This window comes from Sphingobacterium sp. UBA6645, assembly GCF_002455685.1.
Classification (GTDB): Bacteria; Bacteroidota; Bacteroidia; order Sphingobacteriales; family Sphingobacteriaceae; genus Sphingobacterium; species Sphingobacterium hotanense.
Genome location: NZ_DKLH01000028.1, coordinates 1 through 18695 on the forward strand (window position 1 = coordinate 1; position 18695 = coordinate 18695).

Annotated in this window: 19 protein-coding genes; 8 read left to right on the forward strand and 11 right to left on the reverse strand. The window is 42.1% G+C overall.

Annotated elements, in window-relative coordinates; genetic code table 11:
* Positions 1-195: 195 nt before the first annotated feature.
* Positions 196-924, reverse strand: coding sequence for an SDR family oxidoreductase (locus B2400_RS04925; RefSeq protein ID WP_293931467.1), 729 nt, complete (start codon positions 922-924; stop codon positions 196-198).
* A 268-nt stretch (positions 925-1192) separates the two neighbouring features.
* On the opposite strand from B2400_RS04925, the gene B2400_RS04930 reads away from it, so the two are divergent.
* On the forward strand, positions 1193-1408 hold the full coding sequence (locus tag B2400_RS04930) for a hypothetical protein (protein ID WP_260043725.1): 216 nt from the start codon (positions 1193-1195) through the stop codon (positions 1406-1408).
* A 131-nt stretch (positions 1409-1539) separates the two neighbouring features.
* On the opposite strand, the gene B2400_RS04935 is transcribed toward B2400_RS04930, so the two are convergent.
* Positions 1540-2145 carry a hypothetical protein gene (locus B2400_RS04935; RefSeq protein ID WP_293931474.1) on the reverse strand — a complete coding sequence of 202 codons (606 nt, stop codon included), beginning with the start codon at positions 2143-2145 and terminating at the stop codon, positions 1540-1542.
* Between the two features lie 140 nt (positions 2146-2285).
* On the opposite strand from B2400_RS04935, the gene B2400_RS04940 reads away from it, so the two are divergent.
* Positions 2286-3176, forward strand: a complete 891-nt coding sequence (locus tag B2400_RS04940) for a phosphatidylserine decarboxylase (protein ID WP_286652151.1) — start codon at positions 2286-2288, stop codon at positions 3174-3176.
* Position 3177: 1 nt separating this feature from the next.
* On the opposite strand, the gene B2400_RS04945 is transcribed toward B2400_RS04940, so the two are convergent.
* Positions 3178-4737, reverse strand: a complete 1560-nt coding sequence (locus B2400_RS04945) for a hypothetical protein (protein ID WP_293931478.1) — start codon at positions 4735-4737, stop codon at positions 3178-3180.
* 158 nt (positions 4738-4895) lie between these two features.
* Positions 4896-5453, reverse strand: coding sequence for a DUF4256 domain-containing protein (locus B2400_RS04950; RefSeq protein WP_293931481.1), 558 nt, complete (start codon positions 5451-5453; stop codon positions 4896-4898).
* A gap of 999 nt (positions 5454-6452) precedes the next feature.
* On the opposite strand from B2400_RS04950, the gene B2400_RS04955 reads away from it, so the two are divergent.
* Entirely contained in the window at positions 6453-6917 is a 465-nt protein-coding gene (locus B2400_RS04955) for a hypothetical protein (RefSeq protein ID WP_293931484.1), read from the forward strand.
* A gap of 7 nt (positions 6918-6924) precedes the next feature.
* Here B2400_RS04955 and B2400_RS04960 read toward each other — a convergent pair whose 3' ends face one another.
* Positions 6925-7161: a hypothetical protein gene (locus tag B2400_RS04960; protein WP_293931487.1), complete on the reverse strand. Its 237-nt coding sequence runs from the start codon at positions 7159-7161 to the stop codon at positions 6925-6927.
* Positions 7162-7181: 20 nt separating this feature from the next.
* On the opposite strand from B2400_RS04960, the gene B2400_RS04965 reads away from it, so the two are divergent.
* From B2400_RS04965 to B2400_RS04980, 4 genes are all read left to right on the forward strand, one after another.
* The gene (locus B2400_RS04965; RefSeq protein ID WP_293931490.1) at positions 7182-8261 is read left to right on the forward strand and encodes an aminotransferase class I/II-fold pyridoxal phosphate-dependent enzyme; all 1080 of its coding nucleotides are present in this window, start codon (positions 7182-7184) and stop codon (positions 8259-8261) included.
* A 199-nt stretch (positions 8262-8460) separates the two neighbouring features.
* Positions 8461-8748 carry an HU family DNA-binding protein gene (locus B2400_RS04970; protein ID WP_149527532.1) on the forward strand — a complete coding sequence of 96 codons (288 nt, stop codon included), beginning with the start codon at positions 8461-8463 and terminating at the stop codon, positions 8746-8748.
* 10 nt (positions 8749-8758) lie between these two features.
* Complete coding sequence (locus B2400_RS04975; RefSeq protein ID WP_293931495.1) at positions 8759-9604, forward strand: tetratricopeptide repeat protein; 846 nt, start codon at positions 8759-8761, stop codon at positions 9602-9604.
* A gap of 277 nt (positions 9605-9881) precedes the next feature.
* Positions 9882-11435 (forward strand): Rne/Rng family ribonuclease, encoded by a 1554-nt coding sequence (locus B2400_RS04980; RefSeq protein WP_293931498.1) that lies wholly within the window; start codon positions 9882-9884, stop codon positions 11433-11435.
* 98 nt (positions 11436-11533) lie between these two features.
* Here the strand turns inward: B2400_RS04980 and miaA are convergent, their stop codons facing one another.
* The 3 genes from miaA to B2400_RS04995 are packed head-to-tail and all read right to left on the reverse strand — an operon-like array spanning position 11534 to position 14445.
* A complete protein-coding gene (gene miaA, locus B2400_RS04985; RefSeq protein ID WP_293931501.1) occupies positions 11534-12469 on the reverse strand; it encodes a tRNA (adenosine(37)-N6)-dimethylallyltransferase MiaA in 936 nt (311 codons plus the stop codon).
* A complete protein-coding gene (locus tag B2400_RS04990) occupies positions 12448-13620 on the reverse strand; it encodes a Gfo/Idh/MocA family protein (RefSeq protein ID WP_293931504.1) in 1173 nt (390 codons plus the stop codon). The genes miaA and B2400_RS04990 overlap by 22 nt, the downstream gene beginning before the upstream one ends.
* Positions 13621-13674: 54 nt before the next feature.
* Positions 13675-14445, reverse strand: coding sequence for a hypothetical protein (locus tag B2400_RS04995; RefSeq protein ID WP_293931507.1), 771 nt, complete (start codon positions 14443-14445; stop codon positions 13675-13677).
* Between the two features lie 78 nt (positions 14446-14523).
* Here B2400_RS04995 and def point away from each other — a divergent pair, with 78 nt between their 5' ends.
* Positions 14524-15111 carry a peptide deformylase gene (gene def / locus B2400_RS05000; RefSeq protein WP_149527526.1) on the forward strand — a complete coding sequence of 196 codons (588 nt, stop codon included), beginning with the start codon at positions 14524-14526 and terminating at the stop codon, positions 15109-15111.
* A gap of 388 nt (positions 15112-15499) precedes the next feature.
* On the opposite strand, the gene B2400_RS05005 is transcribed toward def, so the two are convergent.
* From B2400_RS05005 to B2400_RS05015, 3 genes are all read right to left on the reverse strand, one after another.
* Positions 15500-16117, reverse strand: a complete 618-nt coding sequence (locus tag B2400_RS05005) for a trimeric intracellular cation channel family protein (protein WP_293931513.1) — start codon at positions 16115-16117, stop codon at positions 15500-15502.
* 171 nt (positions 16118-16288) lie between these two features.
* On the reverse strand, positions 16289-18040 hold the full coding sequence (locus B2400_RS05010; RefSeq protein WP_293931516.1) for a M56 family metallopeptidase: 1752 nt from the start codon (positions 18038-18040) through the stop codon (positions 16289-16291).
* Positions 18041-18042: 2 nt separating this feature from the next.
* Positions 18043-18405 carry a BlaI/MecI/CopY family transcriptional regulator gene (locus tag B2400_RS05015; protein WP_260043677.1) on the reverse strand — a complete coding sequence of 121 codons (363 nt, stop codon included), beginning with the start codon at positions 18403-18405 and terminating at the stop codon, positions 18043-18045.
* Positions 18406-18695 lie beyond the last annotated feature (290 nt).

Genomic DNA, 18695 nt, shown 5'->3' on the forward strand with positions numbered 1-18695 from the left:
CTTTTCATCTGACCGAAAACGGATTCCACTTCTATGGGTCGCTTGCTTCGATGGTACATTCCCTCTTCCTGATAAAGCGATGCTTGTTCCTATCAACCAAAATAATCCTGCGCAATCAAGGCCAAAGTGAAAAGCGCTATAAAAACAATCGATAGACTATTTCTATACCAAAACGTTCTGTGCATATTCTTATATTTAAATAATCTGCCGTAAAGGCTTAACTTTTATTTCCGCTATATTCACCCTTCGGTCCTGAGCGATTACAAAACTGATCAATCGCGCTATATCCGCCGCTTTTAGCATCTCGTGTTTCTCCTGCAGTTCTTCCTCCTGCTCTAAGGTGGTAGAAGGCATATCCGTTCCTACGGAGCCGGGCTCAATCAACGTCACTCGAACATTATGCGGATTGATTTCCTTTCGTAGGGCTTCCGTAAACCCTTGAATACCCGCCTTACTAGCCACATAGCCCGAACTACCAGCGTCCCGTGTATCCGAACTCATCGATCCGATATTGATAATGTCGCCCTCGATTTTATGCGCTATCATCTTTTTTGCAAAAAAGCTCGATAAAAGAAGATAAGCATCTAAGTTTGTCTTGGTCATGTAGACAAGATCGTGCGGGTCGCCCTCGACAACGCTCCGAAAGCCAACGCCTGCATTGTTGATCAGAACATCGAAAGGACCATGAGCGTCCCACACAGAATCTAATAACGCTTGAAGTGCCGTTTGATCGGTTAGATCCTGAAGTTCATGGGCTATGCGGTCTTCAACGCCCAGCTCTTTGCAGTTCTGCAAAAGTTCCTTTAGCTTTTTCTCGTCGCGTCCGATGATAAATACCTCAAATCCTTGGCGTAGCAAATGTAAGGTGGTTGCTTTTCCAATGCCGGCTGTGCCCCCCGTTAAGAAGATCTTTGTTTTTCGCATAGTATTTCCGATTTATGATTATATGACGTTTTATTGATAGTCGCTGCATTGAATAAATAGATAACCGTCACTAATTCTTGATTTCCATATAGGGAACATTTTATCCACTAATTGGTTGAGCTTCAAAAAGCTTTACGTATTAATGCTGTCCAATTACGTATTGTGTCCCTTATATCGTTAAAAGTACTTGTAGAAAAAGCACTTCGGTGTCCAAACATTTAGCCGGCAACCTTGTTTATTATCCTATAAACTTAAAATTACATGAACTATGAAAAGAGAGATGTTTAATATGCGCCCTGTAGCATTCATCATGTTTATTCTGATGTCGGCGCAAGCATTTGCACAGGAAAAAGGCTTGGATATCAATGTAGATATCGATAAAGGGGACGGTGGGGCTTTTTACACTAAGCCTTGGGTTTGGGTTGTTGGTGCCGCAGTATTCATCCTGCTTCTAGTCGCAATACTTAGAGGCGGAAAAAAATAAAAGAAGGTTTAGAATTAAGCATTGCTGCTTGAAATCATTGATGTCAAGTGGCAATGCTTTTTTTATTGTCGGTTTTCGAGGACATCGAGAACTCAAATCCCTGCTGCTGTTTCCAAGGAAATAGGAAAAAATTACTTCTTCTCAATAGCTGTAATTTGCACGCCCTCAAAGCAGTCGTCTGCACAATTTTCCTCAATTTTACCAACCTTAGAAATTAGTCCGTTATGCTCCGTTTCTAAACAGTTAGTTACGCCTTTGCCTTTAACCAACCAATTCTCTTTCGCTAAACGGTACACATCGTCCAGCGTGAGCAGATAATAATCGCCGTGGCTACCTAAAGTCGATTCATCCTCCGTCCATTCCATTTTCTCCCAAACACGCTGCTCCTCGACTTTCTTGAGCTCTTCTTCCGAGTAGCCTTTTTTTCTCATTGCTTCTATAAAAGATTCCTTGGCCCAGCCATTTTCGGGGCGTTTCGTCGGAGCAATACTAGGAACAATATAACTTACCCGCTTAATCTTCCCGTTTTCGATCGTGAACGTCATTTCCGCAGACCAACCTGTCCAGCTTCCCGAATAGGTCGTATAGCTGTAGCTGTTGTTGCTTTCTCTTTTAAAATCTTCCCATCTGCGGACGCTCTTTTCATATTTATCCTTAAACTCTAAGTCGGATTTCGAACATGAAGCCATTAAGAAAAAGATAAAGAGAAGAAAATTGAACTTTGCTAATTGATTCATAATATGATTTTTATTGGATATAACCTATACGTAGCAAAACTAATTATCGCTACAGAAAAACTACAGGGAAGGAAGAGTTTTACGGAAATACCCACAATTGAATGCTATTTATTAAATTTGGGCTTTAATTTGTAAATCACATGAAGGTTCCGCAGCTATATAATAGACAAACTAAGGAAATTGAATACGAGAATACTTATAAAGTAAACGGTTTAGCGTTCTTATATAAAAACACCTTAGGAAGGGCCTTGACGAAGTCGTTACTCAATAAAAAGATGGTGTCTAAAGCCTATGCGCGCCATGTTAACTCGTCGAAAAGCTTAGGGCAGATCCCAAAATTTATTGAGCACTACAACATCAATGTGGATGAGATTAAAGAACCTATACAGTCCTTCCGATGCTTCAACGAATTTTTTATTCGTGAGCTCAAAGAAGGTGCTCGTCCGATAGACGAAACTCCAGAACACCTGATATCGCCGGCAGACTCTAGATTAATGATCTTCGACCTAGCTCAGGTCAGCAGTATTCCTGTAAAAGGCTATTGGTATAATTTAGAAGCCCTACTGAAGGATAAGGAACTAGCCGAACAATATAAGGACGGTTGGTGCTTTGTGTACAGATTGGCACCAAACGATTATCACCGCTATGGTTATATCGATAACGGAACCCAAGATCCGGTGGTGAAAATTAAAGGTGTATTACACTCCGTGCATCCCTTGGCGCTAGCCGAAACAAGAGCTTTAATCGCTAAAAATTATCGTGAACTAACAGTTCTTCATACAGAAAACTTTGGTGATGTATTGCACCTGGAAGTCGGCGCTTTACTTGTCGGTAAGATTGTGCAGCGCAATTACGATGCTGGTTCTTTCCGTCGCGGTGAAGAAAAAGGATATTTCGAATATGGCGGCTCGACGGTGGTGCAGATCTTTAAAAAGGGGACTATTAAACCCGACGCTGATATTATTGAGCATTCTGAAAAACGCATCGAAACGCTAGTGAAAATTGGCGAGAAGGTTGGCGTAAAGGCTTAAACTAATAACCGTAGTACAAATACAAAGCTCCATAGCTCCAGTTGGGACCTTTCAGTCCTGGATAGTTGAATCGATCCATCATCAATGCGATATACTTCATTGGGTATCCTGCTGGTAATTGCAGTACGTTTGGCCAAGTTCGCGTTCCTGATTCTTTGTCCCAAGGTGGAAGATCCATTTTTAATGTTCCTACTTTTTCGAGATTCGGGTAGTTGTAGATAAAAATCTCGCGCTCCGAACTCCCGGAAAAACAATATAGGTTACCATCAATCTTCTGCATCGATGTGCCGGTGGAGTTGTGCTTTACGGGACCTGCGATACGCCTATATTCCTTATTCCAAAAATCGGATTCTAACATGATGGCTCGGTAGCCGTCGATATTTTCGCAGGTCAATATGCGCCATTTTCCCATATTCTCATCATACAGGATATGCGGATCTTCAATATCGCCCACGACACCAAAAGGAACCGCGCTCATCACGGAGTAACCAAAGCGGGGATCTTTTTTGCTCTCTACGGCTAAAAGTTGTTTTTTCTCCTTCTGCGGATTTGCATAGGCGCTAAAGCCGGTCGTAATTCCTCGCCAGATCTGCTCCCTTCGATCGTAAAATATGTGGGAGGCAACCTCATTACGTAAAATACGATCCGAACGATCGAAGACAATGATGCCCTCGAACTTGAGGTCAAATGTACTCGGATTCATACTGAACACACCTTGCAAATGATGCGGTAAAGCTCTGCCCCGAACGGTCATCGTGTACCAAAGACGACCCTGATCCAGCAATGGATCTCCATTTTCGTAGGTTATCGCCCGGATATCTGCCAAGCCCATTCCCGAGCTCAGAAAAACTTCCGCTTTCTGTATCTCCACTGTACCAGCAGAAAGATTGGAATGTAAGGAAGTTTGGAGGACTTGAATCAGAGCCTTCTCTCGCAGATCGAGATATTGGCCAAAGTCTAGCTGTGCGATAACTACGGGGCGCTCTTGCTGCTGTAGGTATAGCACTAAGCCACTCCCCAACATTTGCAAAATCAGATGACTGTTCGCTAGGCTTAATGGTTCGCTATACTGCAGGATATTGCTATCTAATACTGTCTTCCCTGCGCGAGCAATATCTGTATGCACCTGACTGAGCTGTTGCCCATTTGCGGATATACTGATCTGAAAGCGATTTTCGCGTTTTAGATCGGAAAACTCAAAACCCAATTTGCCCTTTGCATCGAAGCTCGCGAAAGAAATGCGATAACAAGCAAATGGATTGAACCCGGAAAGCCAAATCCGAGAAGCCTTACTCGAGCTTCCTGTAATTCGCAAATGTCCCTTTTCTATAGCAAATCCTTTCTGCCCGTCTTCATCCGATAGGTCTGGATGCATGGAATTCAAACCGATGATGTTCTTCGGTTCCAAAGATGCCAGAGAAATTTTTTGTTGCTCATCGAATATAAAGCGCTTCGCGGCCTGCCTTGTAAACTGTATATCGTGTGGATTTTGCTGTGCATGCGACAGCGAAATGCTATTTGCTAGAATGAATAGAGAAAGAAGAGCGATAAAACGCGGCATAGGATCTTGGTTTTAAGGTTTAGGGTTCTGTGAGCAGCCAACGATTAAACTTCATTGAGTCACTCCTCGATCAGGGCCTAATCAAATCCAATGTATAGCCCTTTCGGAAGGGCTTTGATACGGCTTTACATTGGGTTTGAAAGGGCTTTGACAGGGGGCTAAGCTATTTCAATTATACCGCGGAATCCTCGTGCGGCATAATAAGATTCTGCTCCATTATGATAGGTAAATACACGATCGTAGCGATAATCTCCAAAAATGGCGCCTCCGAGTTTCCGCACTGCATCCGGAGTCTTGAGCCAAGAGGAAGTTTTATTATCAAATTTTCCTAATGCTTGCAGGGCGGCGTATTGCTGCTCATCCATGATTTCGATGCCCATTTCTTTAGCCATCCCCATGGCGCTGTCTTTGGGTTTATGCTCTTTGCGGGCGTCTAAAGCGGCTTGATCGTAGCAGATGCTGCGTCGGCCTTTTGGGCTCTCCGCGCTACAGTCGCCAAATGTGATGGTTCCCTTAGTCTTGTCGTAGGCTATAACGTCGGGTTCGCCTTCCGTTTCTTCCATGAAATGAATGGCGGAAAGCGCTGCTGGAGATTTCGTCAGTTTATTTTCGACCTCTGTCCAGTCTAAGCCAAGGTGCCGATCCATATGTTTTTCAAAGCGTTTTTTTAAGATGCCGAGTAATTCCCTAGTACGTTCTGCTGATAGGTTTTCCATAGTTTATTGTGGTTGATGTGCGTGTGCACAGACTACGAATTTACAAAAAAGCCTTTTCAATTGGTAAAGTTTGAATGATGGAAATTGAAGTTGGTTTATAATAATGCGTCAATCCTGCTTTGTAGGTGTCAAATGAAGGGAGAAGTTATCCGTTGAGAACCGATTAACTGATTGAAGTAGAAATTAAGACGTAGGATTGTGGAGGATAAAAGAGCTTCAGAAAATAGGACTTGTTATTCATCGGAACCTTTGGATGCTCAAGTTAAGCTCGATTTATGGAGGGGGCCTTCTGTAATGCAGAGGGTGGGAGTATGAGCCTCCAAATAGCGCTGCTTGAATAAGGCGAGTATCACCAACCAAAAAGAGGAGCAACGCCGCTTCGCTCCTGATATATATATCGTCGTGCGGAATGGGGCTCTTCATCCGGATTATTTCAAATATCGTTTTCCACCGCAAAATGTTTGCCCGCCATCATCGATACGAAAAGAATGTGTGAGCCTATCGGCTGTGAATTGCTTGTTTTTATCAGAAGCACGAACGGGCGCATAAAACCCTAACCAATCACCTACGATTCTTGGCGTATTAATACCGATAGATCAAAGCTTGCAAAGAAAAATCGTTCGTAAAAATCAGTTGACACTGGCGCAAACAGAAGAAATGGAATGCTGAGGCAAATGTTACAAACGCATAGCTTAACCGAGGACGGGTGGCAGAATTTCGAGATGGCTTTCGACGAGGCTTATCCAAACTATTATGATCAATTGAAAGAAGGGATTCTCCAATTCACGTGAAACAATATCCGCCTTATTATGTTAGCAAAAACTATGCTTTACTTCTGCCAAAACAGCCAATGTCCTGGGGTATCTTTGGAAGCGATTAAGAAGAATAAGCACAGGCTTACACATAAGCTGTGAGATAAGTATGAGCAGGTCATGGAGATTATATTGCTTATTTGTTTTTGAGCTAAAAATTCTATCTTGCATTAAAGTCAACATGTGTATGAAAAGAGCGTTTTACCTTCTAGTTTTAGTGCTAGTTACAAGCGTGCAGCTGCATGCCCAGGAGAAGAGGGGTACTGGATGGATATTTGGCCCCTCGCTGGGATATCAGTATCAGAGCGGTAGTTTTCTGAAGGCCTCGGCATGGGGGATGTTTGCGCTCAATCAGTCCCAGTATCTCAAACTAGACGGAGGAGCCAATTTCACCTGGATGATGGATAAGACGACGGTCATCCCGGAATTTGGAGCGACCTATTATTTGAACAATGTTGCGGTATGGCCCTTTCTGAGAGGGGAAATAACACCTTACACGGCGACTGCCAAGGCCGGAATTGGCGTATTCAATCTGCTGGAATTTGCAGCAGGCTATGGTTTTGATATCAATACCAAAAAAGACTTTAAACCGATCGATGGGTTTACTTTTTCGGTTGGGGTCAATATCCCGTTAAAATTACATCTTTACTAAGAAGATATTATTCGATCCATTCTTTGAAATCGTTTACTCGCTCGCGACTAACGATGACCTCGGTATTAGCATAATGATGAAAATGTAATTTCAGATTCCTGAGCTGAGGTTGAGGGTGCAGGTATTCGCATGGCTTTTTTTCGGTAAAAGTATTGCCTATGCTTGCCCTGTCGAATTTATTGTCGAGCAACTGTTGTTTTCTATGGATGAACTGTTGAATTCTGTATGGTTTGATTTTGTACATTTGTAGTTCAGACAACCAACATGACGACTTTTCGTAATCTTTCGCAGCCGACCGGACGTACTATTCACATGGACGGTCGATCATGTCATTTTTTTGGAGGAACAGCTTACTTAGGCCTGCTCGACAATAAAGACTATATCGATCTGTTTAAGGAGGGAATTGACAGGTACGGGCTGAATAACGGGACGTCCAGAACCAATAATGTGCAGCTTGGAATTTATGCGGAAGCGGAAAGATTTATGGCAGGTAGATTTGGGTTCGAGGATGCGGTATTGCTTTCTTCGGGATACCTAGCGGCTCAGGTCGCTGTAAAATCTTTAGTGGAAAACCGTTCTGTTTTTTATGCACCTGGCGCGCATCCTTCTTTATGGATAGCGGAAGACCCAAAGGTCGGGTTATCCTTTTCGGCATGGAAAACGGAAGTCGTCGATAAGATAAATAATAGCTCGGAATCTGATTTCGTGATCATCTCAAATGCCATAGATAATCTTACCCCTGAATTGTTTGATTTCTCTGATTTTCAGAATATTGCCGAAGATAAGAATGTGTTGTTGATACTGGATGATTCTCACGGAATAGGAGTGCTGAAGAAGAATGCATTGTCGACAGATTTGAGGGTTTTACGGTCTATGGAAAACATAGAAATTGTTGTTTTAGCCTCTTTGGCTAAAGGCCTGGGAACCGATGCGGGAGTCGTACTGGGAAATGCTGCTACCTTGGAGAAAATCAGGAAGCACCCCATCTACATGGGCGCTTCGCCAAGCTCGCCTGCTGCTTTATATGCATTAGTTCACGGCAATAGGATTTATGAGGCTGCGTTCGATAAATTGCATCAAAACATTGACATCGCTAAGGCGCTTTTCTCGAATCTAGAGGGATATCATAACATTCATAACATCCCCAATTTCCCGGTTTTTACTTCGCATGATCCCAATTTATATCGTTACTTAGTGCAACATCGGGTGCTAATTTCCAGTTTTCCATATCCTTTGCCGACGAGCCCGCTACTAAACCGAATTGTAATATCCGCACTGCACGAGGAAAGTGATATATCGCATTTAGCAGAAGTTTTGATGTCGCAACATCGATTAAAACTTTGATTGTCAATAAAATAATTGTAACTTTGCGAGCCTTTTGAAATGTAAAATTTGGGGAAATAAGACTAAATACTTGAATAGTAGATATTTGGTCTGTAAAAAAACATGAAAATATTTCCATTACTCATTTTAAAAGAATACTTTTGCATCCCCAAAAGGGCAAAGATGCCAAGGGTTTAGATTAATTAGAGTAAATATAGATATGACTAAAGCAGAAATTATTGCAGAAATCTCTAACAAAACTGGTTTAGAGAAGGTTGATGTACAGGAAACCGTAGAAGCATTCTTCAAAGTGGTAAAAAACGCAATGGTTGGCGGTGAGAATGTGTATGTGAGAGGTTTTGGTAGTTTTGTAGTGAAAAAGAGAGCTGAGAAAACAGCTCGTAACATTTCCAAAAACACAGCTATTATAATCCCTGAGCACTTTGTGCCAAGTTTCAAACCTGCAAAAGTTTTTGTAGAAAAAGTTAAAAACGGGAACAAAAAATAAGTATTGATTCATGAAAAATACCAAGAAAATCCAGATCATCGTCGTAGCAGTAGTTGTCCTAATCATGGGGTTCCTTGTTCTACGACCTGTGAAAGGCTTGGTTGATCAAGAGAAAAATACTGCAGGAGCTACTACCACAGAAGCTCCTGCAAATCAAATTACCCTGAGCGCAGCATCTGAAGCTGCCAAGCGTGGCCTTAATCCTGCTATCTTAAACGAAATCACTGATTTGGAAGCGAAAGCGGATAAAGCGGATGGAGATGAGAAAGTAGCGATCTACCAACAATTAGCTGATAAATGGAACGACGTTGAAAAATTTGCCCCTCAAGCATTATTGTATGAGGAAATGGCAAAAATTTCACCTAAATTCGACCTTTGGTTGAAAGCTGGAAATGCCTACCGTAAAGCTTACACGAATCTTCAAGACACAACAACCGCGAAAGCATTGAATAAACAAGCTATTGCGGCATACGAGAAAGCTGTCGAGTTGAATGGTGCTAGCTTGGACGCTAAAACAGGGCTAGGTGCCGCAATGGTAACCGGAACAAACAACCCGATGGCTGGTATTGCGCTACTGCAAGAAGTAGTGAAAGCCGAGCCGAAAAATCTAGAAGCTAATAAAACATTAGGTTTATTCTCCTTACAGTCTAGACAGTTCGATAAAGCGATCGAGCGTTTTAAAACTGTAATTGAGCAGAGCCCTGATGCTGAATCGTACTTCTATTTAGCCACTGGCTATGAAAATATAGGGATGAAGAACGAAGCTATCGCTGCTTTTCAAAAAAGTAAAGTGTTAGCCGCCGATCCCAGTCTCTCCCAGTTCATCGACAGACGTATTGATGAGCTAAGTAAGTAATTAACAATTAGTAATAATCATTTAAAAACATTAAAGCTATGCCAAGCGGAAAAAAAAGAAAAAGACACAAAATGGCTACTCACAAGCGCAAAAAACGTTTAAGAAAAAATAGACACAAGAAAAAATAACGTTTAACGTTTATTTTTAAAAAATATGTGGTTACAATCTATGATGGTATAAGCATCATAGATTGTTTTTTTCATTAAACGGTTTTTTGTTTAACCGGACAATTTATGTTGTGGAGCGAGTCCACAATAGTCCTTAATTTCAGTAGCTGTTGGTAAAGGAATTAATTATCAATTCAGTCCCCGATAAGGGGGTGACTATTGCTTTACTACAGGATAAGCAACTGGTTGAGTTAAACCGAGAGCAAGCAGACAATAACTACGCGGTAGGAGATATTTACCTAGGAAGAGTAAAGAAAATCATGCCCGGTCTGAATGCAGCATTCGTAGATGTAGGCTACGAAAAGGATGCGTTCTTGCATTACCTTGACCTCGGACCTCAAGTACAGTCATTGCTTAAACTTACCAGAGTGGTAAAGAACGGCAGTTATCAAGAGAAACTGCTCAATAGTTTAAAACTTGAAAAGGACATTGACAAAGCTGGAAAAATATCGGATATTCTTAGCCGTAACACGCTGTTGCCAGTGCAAATCGCAAAAGAACCGATATCCACTAAAGGTCCAAGGTTAAGTTCCGACTTATCCATCGCTGGTCGTTTTGTGGTGTTGGTCCCTTTCTCAAGTTCGGTTTCCATTTCCAAGAAAATAAAAGGTAGTGCCGAAAGAAACAGACTGAAGAAAATAGTCGAGAGTATTAAACCCGCTAATTTTGGGGTAATCATTCGAACAGTCTCTGAAGGCAAAGGGGTAGAAGAAATGCAAAAAGATCTACTCGACCTGATTTCTAAATGGGAACTATTTACCAAACGTCTTAAAACAGCTGAACCTCCTCAAAAAGTATTAGGTGAAATGGACCGCGCTTCGACAATATTGCGCGATATTCTTACCGATGAATTCTCTCATATCTATGTTAATGATGCAGATATCTTTGAAGAGGTAAAATCATATATACAGGAGATTTCTCCCGATTTAGAAAAAATAGTTAAACACTATAAAGGTAAAGAACCTATTTTCGACCATTTCGGTGTAGAAAGGCAAATTAAGGCGTCTTTTGGCAAGACGGTCAATTTGCAGGGTGGTGCATATCTCATAATTGAGCATACTGAAGCACTGCACGTAATTGATGTCAATAGCGGAAACCGCATTGCCAATAAGGAAAATCAAGAAGATAACGCGCTTCTAGTAAATAAAGAAGCTGCGAAAGAAATTGCCCGACAGCTTAGGCTGAGGGATATGGGGGGCATTGTGGTAATCGATTTTATCGATATGCACAAAGCGAACAATAGAAAAGAATTGTATGGATTCTTAAAAGAATGTATGGCGAGCGATCGTGCGAGACATACGATTCTTCCTCCTAGTAAATTTGGATTAGTACAGATTACTAGACAACGGGTAAGACCAGAAATGAGCATTGTGACCAATGAGAAATGCCCTGCTTGTGATGGTACCGGTGAAATTAGATCCAGCATCGTCTTACTGGACGACATTGAGAATAATTTAAGCTTCATATTACAAGAGCAAAACGAGAAGGGTATAACCTTATGTGTTCACCCTTATATCGCGGCCTACATTACCAAAGGTTTTGTCTCTAGAAGGTTAAAATGGTTTTTCAAATACGGAAAATGGATTAAAGTGAAGGAAATGTCCTCATATTTCCTGACGGAATTCCACTTCTTTAATGCCAAAGACGAAGAAATTAAACTTTAAAAGAGGCGACCTAGGTCGCCTCTTTTTGTGTTTTTAAATTCCAATGACTGTGTTTGGTTAGTCTAAAAATAATCAATAAGCCGCTGATTGAGGAGGTTTTAACGATAATTAACAACCCAGTGGATTGCTAGCCCGTCTTTCTCCATTTTGCGAAAATAAGTCATCTGTCGCTTTGCAAAGCGATGGATTTCTGTCCGAAGCTTATCATGGAATTCCTCCAACGTAAGCTTGCCCAATAGGTAATAGGAAGCATACTTGTATTCCAACCCAAACCATTGCAATTGATCATGGCTAAGACCGCTTTCCAATAAGCCTTGAACCTCCGAAATCAGTCCCTCTTCCATTCTTGTCGACAAGCGCTTATCGATTCTACTTCGTCGAGTTTCCAATGGAGGATTTAATGCGATGATTAGGTAGGGGTATTGTTTATTTGCTGAGTCTATTGGTAGCTCGTTTGTCTTTAGGTAGCGGATGATTTCTAAGGCTCTTATTAATCGCTTGTGGCTATCCCAATCAATCTGAAAGCCGGATGGGATTTCCTCAGCTTTGATTTTATCGATGAGCTCCGCTTTCGTGAATGCAGCATGTTCCACATGGAATGTATCGTCTTTCGGAATCGAGCTATAGGGCTGAGGTTGCAATAGCGTTTGAACATAGGAACCCGTTCCACCGCAGAGTATTGGAAATTTCCCTCTAGCTATGATATTCTGATAAGCGGTATCAAAATCTTTTACGAATTCCTTAACCGAATACTGTGCTGTTGGGGGCACGATATCAATGAGATAATAGGGGATTTCATCATATTCTTTCAGATCTTTGCCCGTTCCGATATCTAATCCTTGGTACACCTGTCTCGAGTCGACAGAGATAATTTCCCCGTCGAGTGCCTTTGCCAGTTCGACGGCTAACTTCGTTTTGCCGGAAGCTGTAGGTCCGATGAGGATCAAAAGCAAATCAGGCGAAAGTGTTTCTTTCGCCCGATTAATGTATTTTACAATGTCTTGTGTCGTCTTTAGATCACAAATTTTGTCCATTTCTCGTTGCTATCGTTGCTTTTTACCACCGTATCGATGAAGGCCATTCCACGCACACCGTCGTAAACATTCGGAAAGTCCTGCGCTTCAGCAGATGGCGTTACGCCTTCTTTCTTAGCCGATACAGTTAATGCAAAGTTACGGTAAATGTTTGCAAAAGATTCCAATAATCCTTCCGGATGTCCGGCCGGAATACGCGTATTATGTGTCGCAAAGCTGCTTAATGTAAATGGAGCGGCATACGCATTACCCGTGCGGTATAACTGTCTAGGCTGATCCAGCATCTTAACGATTAAGTTATTAGGATCTTCATTCGCCCATTCCAGTCCACCTTTTTCGCCATATACACGAATGCGAACAGCATTTTCTTCACCAGCAGAAATCTGCGATGCCATCAAAACACCTTTTGCTCCATCCTCAAAACGCAATAATACCGAACCATCATCGTCCAATAATCTGCCTTCAACGAACGTTGTCAGATCTGCACAAACCTCTTGAATCTTCAATCCCGTAACATATTCTGCTAAATGCGCGGCATGCGTACCGATATCTCCCATTACTAAAGACTTGCCCGAACGCTTCGGATCTGCGCGCCATGCAGCCCCAGCATTGCCCTCACGCTCGCTCAAGCGGCTTAACCAACCCTGTGGATACTCGACAACAATCTTGCGGATCTTGCCGAAGTGCCCTTCTTTCACCATCGCCTTCGCCTGTTTTACCATCGGATAGCCTGAGTAAGTATGGGTCAAACATAAGGTGCGACCTGTGCGCTCAACAACAGCCTGAAGCTCCTGTGCCTCTTCTAAAGATACAGTCATCGGCTTCTCGACAACAACGTCAAAGCCATTTTCTAAAGCTAGTTTTGCAGGAGCAAAGTGTAAGAAGTTAGGCGTAACGATCGTTACGAAGTCCATACGCTCGCCTTCCGGCAACTGCGCTTCCTTCTCGATCATCTCTTCGTATGTTGCATAAACACGGTCTTCAGCAACAAATAAATCTCTTGCAGATTGCAAAGAAATCTCGGGATTAACGCTGAAAGAACCACATGCTAATTCTATTTTTCCATCCATAAAGGCTGCAATGCGGTGAACGGCGCCTATAAACGCGTCATTTCCACCACCGACCATGCCCATGCGAAGTTTTCGTTTCATAAATGAGTGTATTTCGATTGATTAAAGATTAAATATAGTAAAATCCTAAAGGAATTACAGCGATAGAATCAATTTTGTGCTCCCGCTGTTATAGTGCAAATAGCCCTCCGGATACTTTTCTTTTAATGCAGATAGCTCCTCATCCGCCAGAATGGGGATTTGCTGGGTGGGAGTAAGCCAGAATCGTTGTCCTGGGAGCGTTTTATCGACTTCAAAACCTATCTTCTGCAAACTGGAATCCTGTGTCCAATCCGCATCGACGTAAGTCATGATATCGCTGGGTTTAAAATCTTTGATAAATGCCTGTATCAGTTTAGAAAGACCGCCGATGACGATGATATCGCTCTTATGGCAAAATCGAATCAATTCAAACGATCGGTAATCTTCTGTTTTATTGTGCATTCGTCGGCCGCCACTAAACACAGCAAGGGAAACCAGTTCTCCCTGATGATATAGGCCGTAGCGATATTTGCCCGGCAGTGCTACCTGCAAATGATTGTCTTTTAGAAAACCCAGAGCAATGCGCTTATCAATCCTAACCGCTACAGTCGAACGGGCATAGACCTTTTCCGCTCGCCCCGCTTGCACCTTCAGGCGGTTGTATATCTTTTTCGCATCGCGACGTAGCTGATCTTCGGAAATATGGATGGTCTTTTCGCCCGAACCGGCGATCGTTCCTTGTGAAACATCTGTATAATAATGTATCGCAAAGCCCATTCCCTCCGCTGTAATGAGCGTATAGTTAGCATATTCCGTCATCACTGGGCTGAGCTTTAGCCCATAACCAATGAAGTTCAACAGTCCGATCATTCCAGCGTTTGCCATGCGCCAAAATTACTCTATTTAACAACAATATGTGGCAATCCTAAATTATTAATAACTTTGTACCGTAAAATTATTCAGATGAAGTTACCTATAGTTGCATATGGAGATCCGGTTTTGAGGAAGAAAACCGAAGAGATTGATGAGGATTATCCAAATTTGAAAGAGACAATCGCCAACATGTTCGAAACCATGTACGCGGCAAATGGCGTAGGAATCGCAGCACCACAAGTGGGCCTTCCTATTCGTTTATTCGTAATCGATGCGTCTCCATTTGGTGAGGATGACGAAGATGGGCCAGGGGACCCTACTGCAAAAGACTTTAAACGGGTATTCATCAACCCTATTTTGGTAGAAGAATCGGGCAATAAATGGGCGTTTAGCGAAGGTTGCCTAAGTATTCCGCACATCAATGAGGAAGTGATGCGCCAAGAGAATGTCATTATCAATTACTTGGACGAGAACTTCGAAGAGCAAGAAGAAGAGTTAACCGGGCTTGCTGCTCGTGTTGTTCAGCATGAGTACGACCATATCGAAGGAAAGCTATTTATCGACAAGCTTAGTCCATTGAAAAAGGCGATGTTGAAGGGTAAACTAGACTCCATCTCTAAGGGGCAAGTTCGCGTTTCGTACAAAATGTCTTTCCCATTAATGAAGAAGGGTAGATAAAATCGTTACAGCAGATCGCTGAAACACAACATATATAGAATCATAAAAGAGCCGCAACAATTTTGCGGCTCTTTCTACTTAAAGCCACGTAAAGATTAATAATCGCTATTGCAATTATATAATTCCGCTCGACCTACCGTCCAACCATCCTTCCCTTACCCTTTTATTTTACTTCATTTGAGTCGTTAAAGATTATCGAACTCCAAGTCGCTGAAGACGTGAAAGGCTTGACCGCTGAAATATCTCAGGCCATACTATTGTGCTGAAAGCTGGGCGATATGTTGGAACTGGAAGTAGCTGGTATAAGCAATTGAGCAATGATGATTCCCAAAAAGTCGCAACATGGACAGACTTTATTATGCCATAAAGGAACTGAGACCCTTGAACCTTATTCTTCCTTCTCGACCATTGGAACCGAAGGAAGGGATAGATTATAGCGAACCGATAGAAAGCGAATAATAAAAACCATGCTCGCACTCACAAATGCATTGATATTTTCCGAAATAGGTGTCATTTGCAATAGCACATAGCAAACGGCACCTGCTAAGCAAGCCGAAGCATAAATCTCTTTTCTCAGGATCAGCGGCGTCTCATTCATTAAGGTATCCCGGATTACACCGCCCATACTCGCTGAGAACATACCCAACATTACAGCAGCAATAGCGCTACTTTCATAACTTAAGGAGTTCTGAACCCCTACCACCGTAAAGAAACCAATACCGATCGCATCAAATAAGAAAAGGGTGCGGGCGAAACTGTCTAAACGTTTATTGAAAAGGATGGATATGGTTACCCCGACGAAGATCGCAATCAAATAATTACCATCTTCCACCCAAACCGGACGAATATTTAAAAATACATCGCGAAGCGACCCACCACCAATGGCAGTCACGAAGCCCATAAAGGTGGCTCCAAAAACATCTATACCTTTTCGGTTTGCCGCCATAGCGCCCGAAATCGCAAAGACCATCGTTCCTAAGAGGTCAATAAAGTAGATAAAATCCATGCAATGCCTGCTTTTACGCCTACAATGATACAAAAATTATTAAACCCCTAAGTAAGGAATTGTCTGTGCTTTAAAGAGACATCCTTAAACAAATTAAGGAGCCTTGAGAGGGCTCCTTACTAAACAAACTAAACAACGATAGTTGATTGGGTATCCTCGGATGAGGATCGGCTAATTCTTTCCCGGACTTTTTTCCTTACGCAAGGCATCCAGGTCTTCTTTATATTTCTTCTCGATTTCTTTGTATTCTGAACTGTTGCGAAACTCCTCCTCAGCCTTTATTTTCGCTTTCCACTCCGGAGAATCGAAGTATTTTTCAATTTCCTTACCCTGGTCTTCTATTTTTTTCATTTTCTCTTTCCATGCCGGCGAGTTGAAATACTGATCCACCTTGGAAGCATCCTTCTCTAATATGGCAATCTTTTCATGCCATTCCGGCGAATTAAAATACTGCTCTATTTCCTTGCTCTGTTCCTCGATAGACTTCATTATCCCTTTCCATTCTTTCGATTCGTAGTATTTAGCCATATCGGCCCCCGATTCTGCCATCTTCTTCACCTTTGCTTTCCATTCCGGAGAATCAAACTGCCGTTTTACATTCGCATTCAAATCGGCGACTTTCTGCTTCCACTCTGGCGAATTGAAATATTCATTGATCGACTTGGATTGGGATTGGATGGATTCCATCTGTTTTTTCCATTCCGGTGATTTGAAGTACTCGCTCACAGAGGCCGATTCCGCGTTTAATGCATCCAGATGTGCCTGAACCTCCGCCGGTAGTTTAATCGAATCGTGCGTTCCGTGGGATGTGATAACGGTGCGGTTGTTTTTTTTCTTTTTTGTCGTATCCTGCTGTGGTTCTAGTGCAGGCAGAACAGCCAATGCTTTTGGAATTTCCAACAATTGCACTTCTTCGGCCTCTTCTGCTTTCGCTTCGTTGTTTGGGACTAACCAGGCAATGGTGATTAGCGAGACAGAACTAATTAACAACGCTATAAGCTGCTGTTTTACACTGATATAATTTGTTTCCATTTTGGTGATTCTTTTAATTCTTTTGAATAAACTATTTCTTCCTGTGGCTGCCATGCTCAATGGATGGCTATTTCCTTGACGCAGGGTTTCTAATTCAACCAAAGCATGTGCATAAGTTATCGGCTTTTCTACATGCTCAAGTACCATATCGTCGCAGGCATGCTCGCGTTCGCGCTCCATAATTTTGGATAATGCCCAAACAAAAGGGTTAAAGAATAAGAGTGTTTCGATAGTCACCTTGATCAAATTCAATAAGTAATCCTTACGCTTGATATGTGCGAGCTCATGCAACAGAATAGATTCTACCTGCTCAAGCGCCATCATATTTGCATAGGCGAACGGAAATAAGACGACCGGTTTGAAAAAGCCTATGGTTATAGGAACGGAAATACGCTCCGACAAGAATAAAGGAACGTATCCTTTAATATTCAAGATGGCCTTCGCACGTTCAAATTTTGCCTGCCATGCTAGGGGGCTACCGTGCAGACTCTTGTATTTAAGACGGCGCAGTTTGAGAAAGCTGTTAAATAGGAGGGCGGTCTGCAATAGGATCCCTATAATATAGATAGCAAACAGATAGGGGAAAAGGCTTTCCAGCTGAAAATGATTCTCCGGAATATACCCGATATGCCTCGCCATGTTTTCTACGTTTATCGGTAGGCTGTCCGTTTGCTCAAACGGAATTTGATAATAATACATGAAGCTACATGCAAAACCCACCGTTAATAAAATCTGAAAAAGGAAGGCTAGGTTATGTTTCCCCCTCGCATGCATTTTCGGAAAGACCATTATGGTCAAGCATATTATTATATATAGGATTGCTCCCAGCCATAGCGAGTGGAGCATGCTCCAACTGATCGCCGTTGTAATTTGATAGATTAAGGCTTCCATGGTTAATTGTTTTCAAGATTCTTTAAAAATGCTTTTATCTCATCGATCTCCTTTTTGCTGGTGCGCTCATTTCCCAAAGCCTGCATCACTAAACGCGCCGTCGACCCATTGTACACTGTATCGATCATTTTATCAAGGAATTGATTTTGCGTATCTTCCTTATTGATCTTCGCTATATATAAATGGGTTTTTGAGGAAGTATCTCTATCCACCATGCCCTTATCATGCATAATTTGCATTAGTTTTAAGATGGTGGTATAGCCAACGTCTTTCTTATCTAAGCTTTCAAATACTTCGCGAACACTAGATTGTCCCTTTTTCCAAAGCACTTGTAAGATTTCCATTTCACTATCTGTCGGTTTCATATCTCTTTTGGTTATATCTACGAATCATTTCGTAATCAAATGTACGAAGGTTTTCGTAAATCCAAAATATTTTAACATTTTTTTTGAAAATAGGCGGGGGAGTATTAGTAGTGTGTTGAGGTGGGAAAGGGAGGGGTGTTTGTTTTCAAGTAGGAAGGGGCTTTGTCTTTGAACAAGGAAAGGAAGGACTTAAGGATTGACAGGATCGCGGGTACGTTTCCTAAAAGATATATAATCGATCCCATTATCCACCGCCATACGCGATCCTGTTCATCCTTCCTTTCCTGGTT

What these genes read in the sequence shown, in the direction of transcription:
- B2400_RS04925 (WP_293931467.1), bottom strand. Translation starts at nt 924, where the DNA reads ATGCGAAAAACAAAGATCTTCTTAACGGGGGGCACAGCCGGCATTGGA.
- B2400_RS04930 (WP_260043725.1), top strand. Translation starts at nt 1,193, where the DNA reads ATGAAAAGAGAGATGTTTAATATGCGCCCTGTAGCATTCATCATGTTT.
- B2400_RS04935 (WP_293931474.1), bottom strand. Translation starts at nt 2,145, where the DNA reads ATGAATCAATTAGCAAAGTTCAATTTTCTTCTCTTTATCTTTTTCTTA.
- B2400_RS04940 (WP_286652151.1), top strand. Translation starts at nt 2,286, where the DNA reads ATGAAGGTTCCGCAGCTATATAATAGACAAACTAAGGAAATTGAATAC.
- B2400_RS04945 (WP_293931478.1), bottom strand. Translation starts at nt 4,737, where the DNA reads ATGCCGCGTTTTATCGCTCTTCTTTCTCTATTCATTCTAGCAAATAGC.
- B2400_RS04950 (WP_293931481.1), bottom strand. Translation starts at nt 5,453, where the DNA reads ATGGAAAACCTATCAGCAGAACGTACTAGGGAATTACTCGGCATCTTA.
- B2400_RS04955 (WP_293931484.1), top strand. Translation starts at nt 6,453, where the DNA reads ATGAAAAGAGCGTTTTACCTTCTAGTTTTAGTGCTAGTTACAAGCGTG.
- B2400_RS04960 (WP_293931487.1), bottom strand. Translation starts at nt 7,161, where the DNA reads ATGTACAAAATCAAACCATACAGAATTCAACAGTTCATCCATAGAAAA.
- B2400_RS04965 (WP_293931490.1), top strand. Translation starts at nt 7,182, where the DNA reads ATGACGACTTTTCGTAATCTTTCGCAGCCGACCGGACGTACTATTCAC.
- B2400_RS04970 (WP_149527532.1), top strand. Translation starts at nt 8,461, where the DNA reads ATGACTAAAGCAGAAATTATTGCAGAAATCTCTAACAAAACTGGTTTA.
- B2400_RS04975 (WP_293931495.1), top strand. Translation starts at nt 8,759, where the DNA reads ATGAAAAATACCAAGAAAATCCAGATCATCGTCGTAGCAGTAGTTGTC.
- miaA (WP_293931501.1), bottom strand. Translation starts at nt 12,469, where the DNA reads ATGGACAAAATTTGTGATCTAAAGACGACACAAGACATTGTAAAATAC.
- B2400_RS04990 (WP_293931504.1), bottom strand. Translation starts at nt 13,620, where the DNA reads ATGAAACGAAAACTTCGCATGGGCATGGTCGGTGGTGGAAATGACGCG.
- B2400_RS04995 (WP_293931507.1), bottom strand. Translation starts at nt 14,445, where the DNA reads ATGGCAAACGCTGGAATGATCGGACTGTTGAACTTCATTGGTTATGGG.
- def (WP_149527526.1), top strand. Translation starts at nt 14,524, where the DNA reads ATGAAGTTACCTATAGTTGCATATGGAGATCCGGTTTTGAGGAAGAAA.
- B2400_RS05005 (WP_293931513.1), bottom strand. Translation starts at nt 16,117, where the DNA reads ATGGATTTTATCTACTTTATTGACCTCTTAGGAACGATGGTCTTTGCG.
- B2400_RS05010 (WP_293931516.1), bottom strand. Translation starts at nt 18,040, where the DNA reads ATGGAAGCCTTAATCTATCAAATTACAACGGCGATCAGTTGGAGCATG.
- B2400_RS05015 (WP_260043677.1), bottom strand. Translation starts at nt 18,405, where the DNA reads ATGAAACCGACAGATAGTGAAATGGAAATCTTACAAGTGCTTTGGAAA.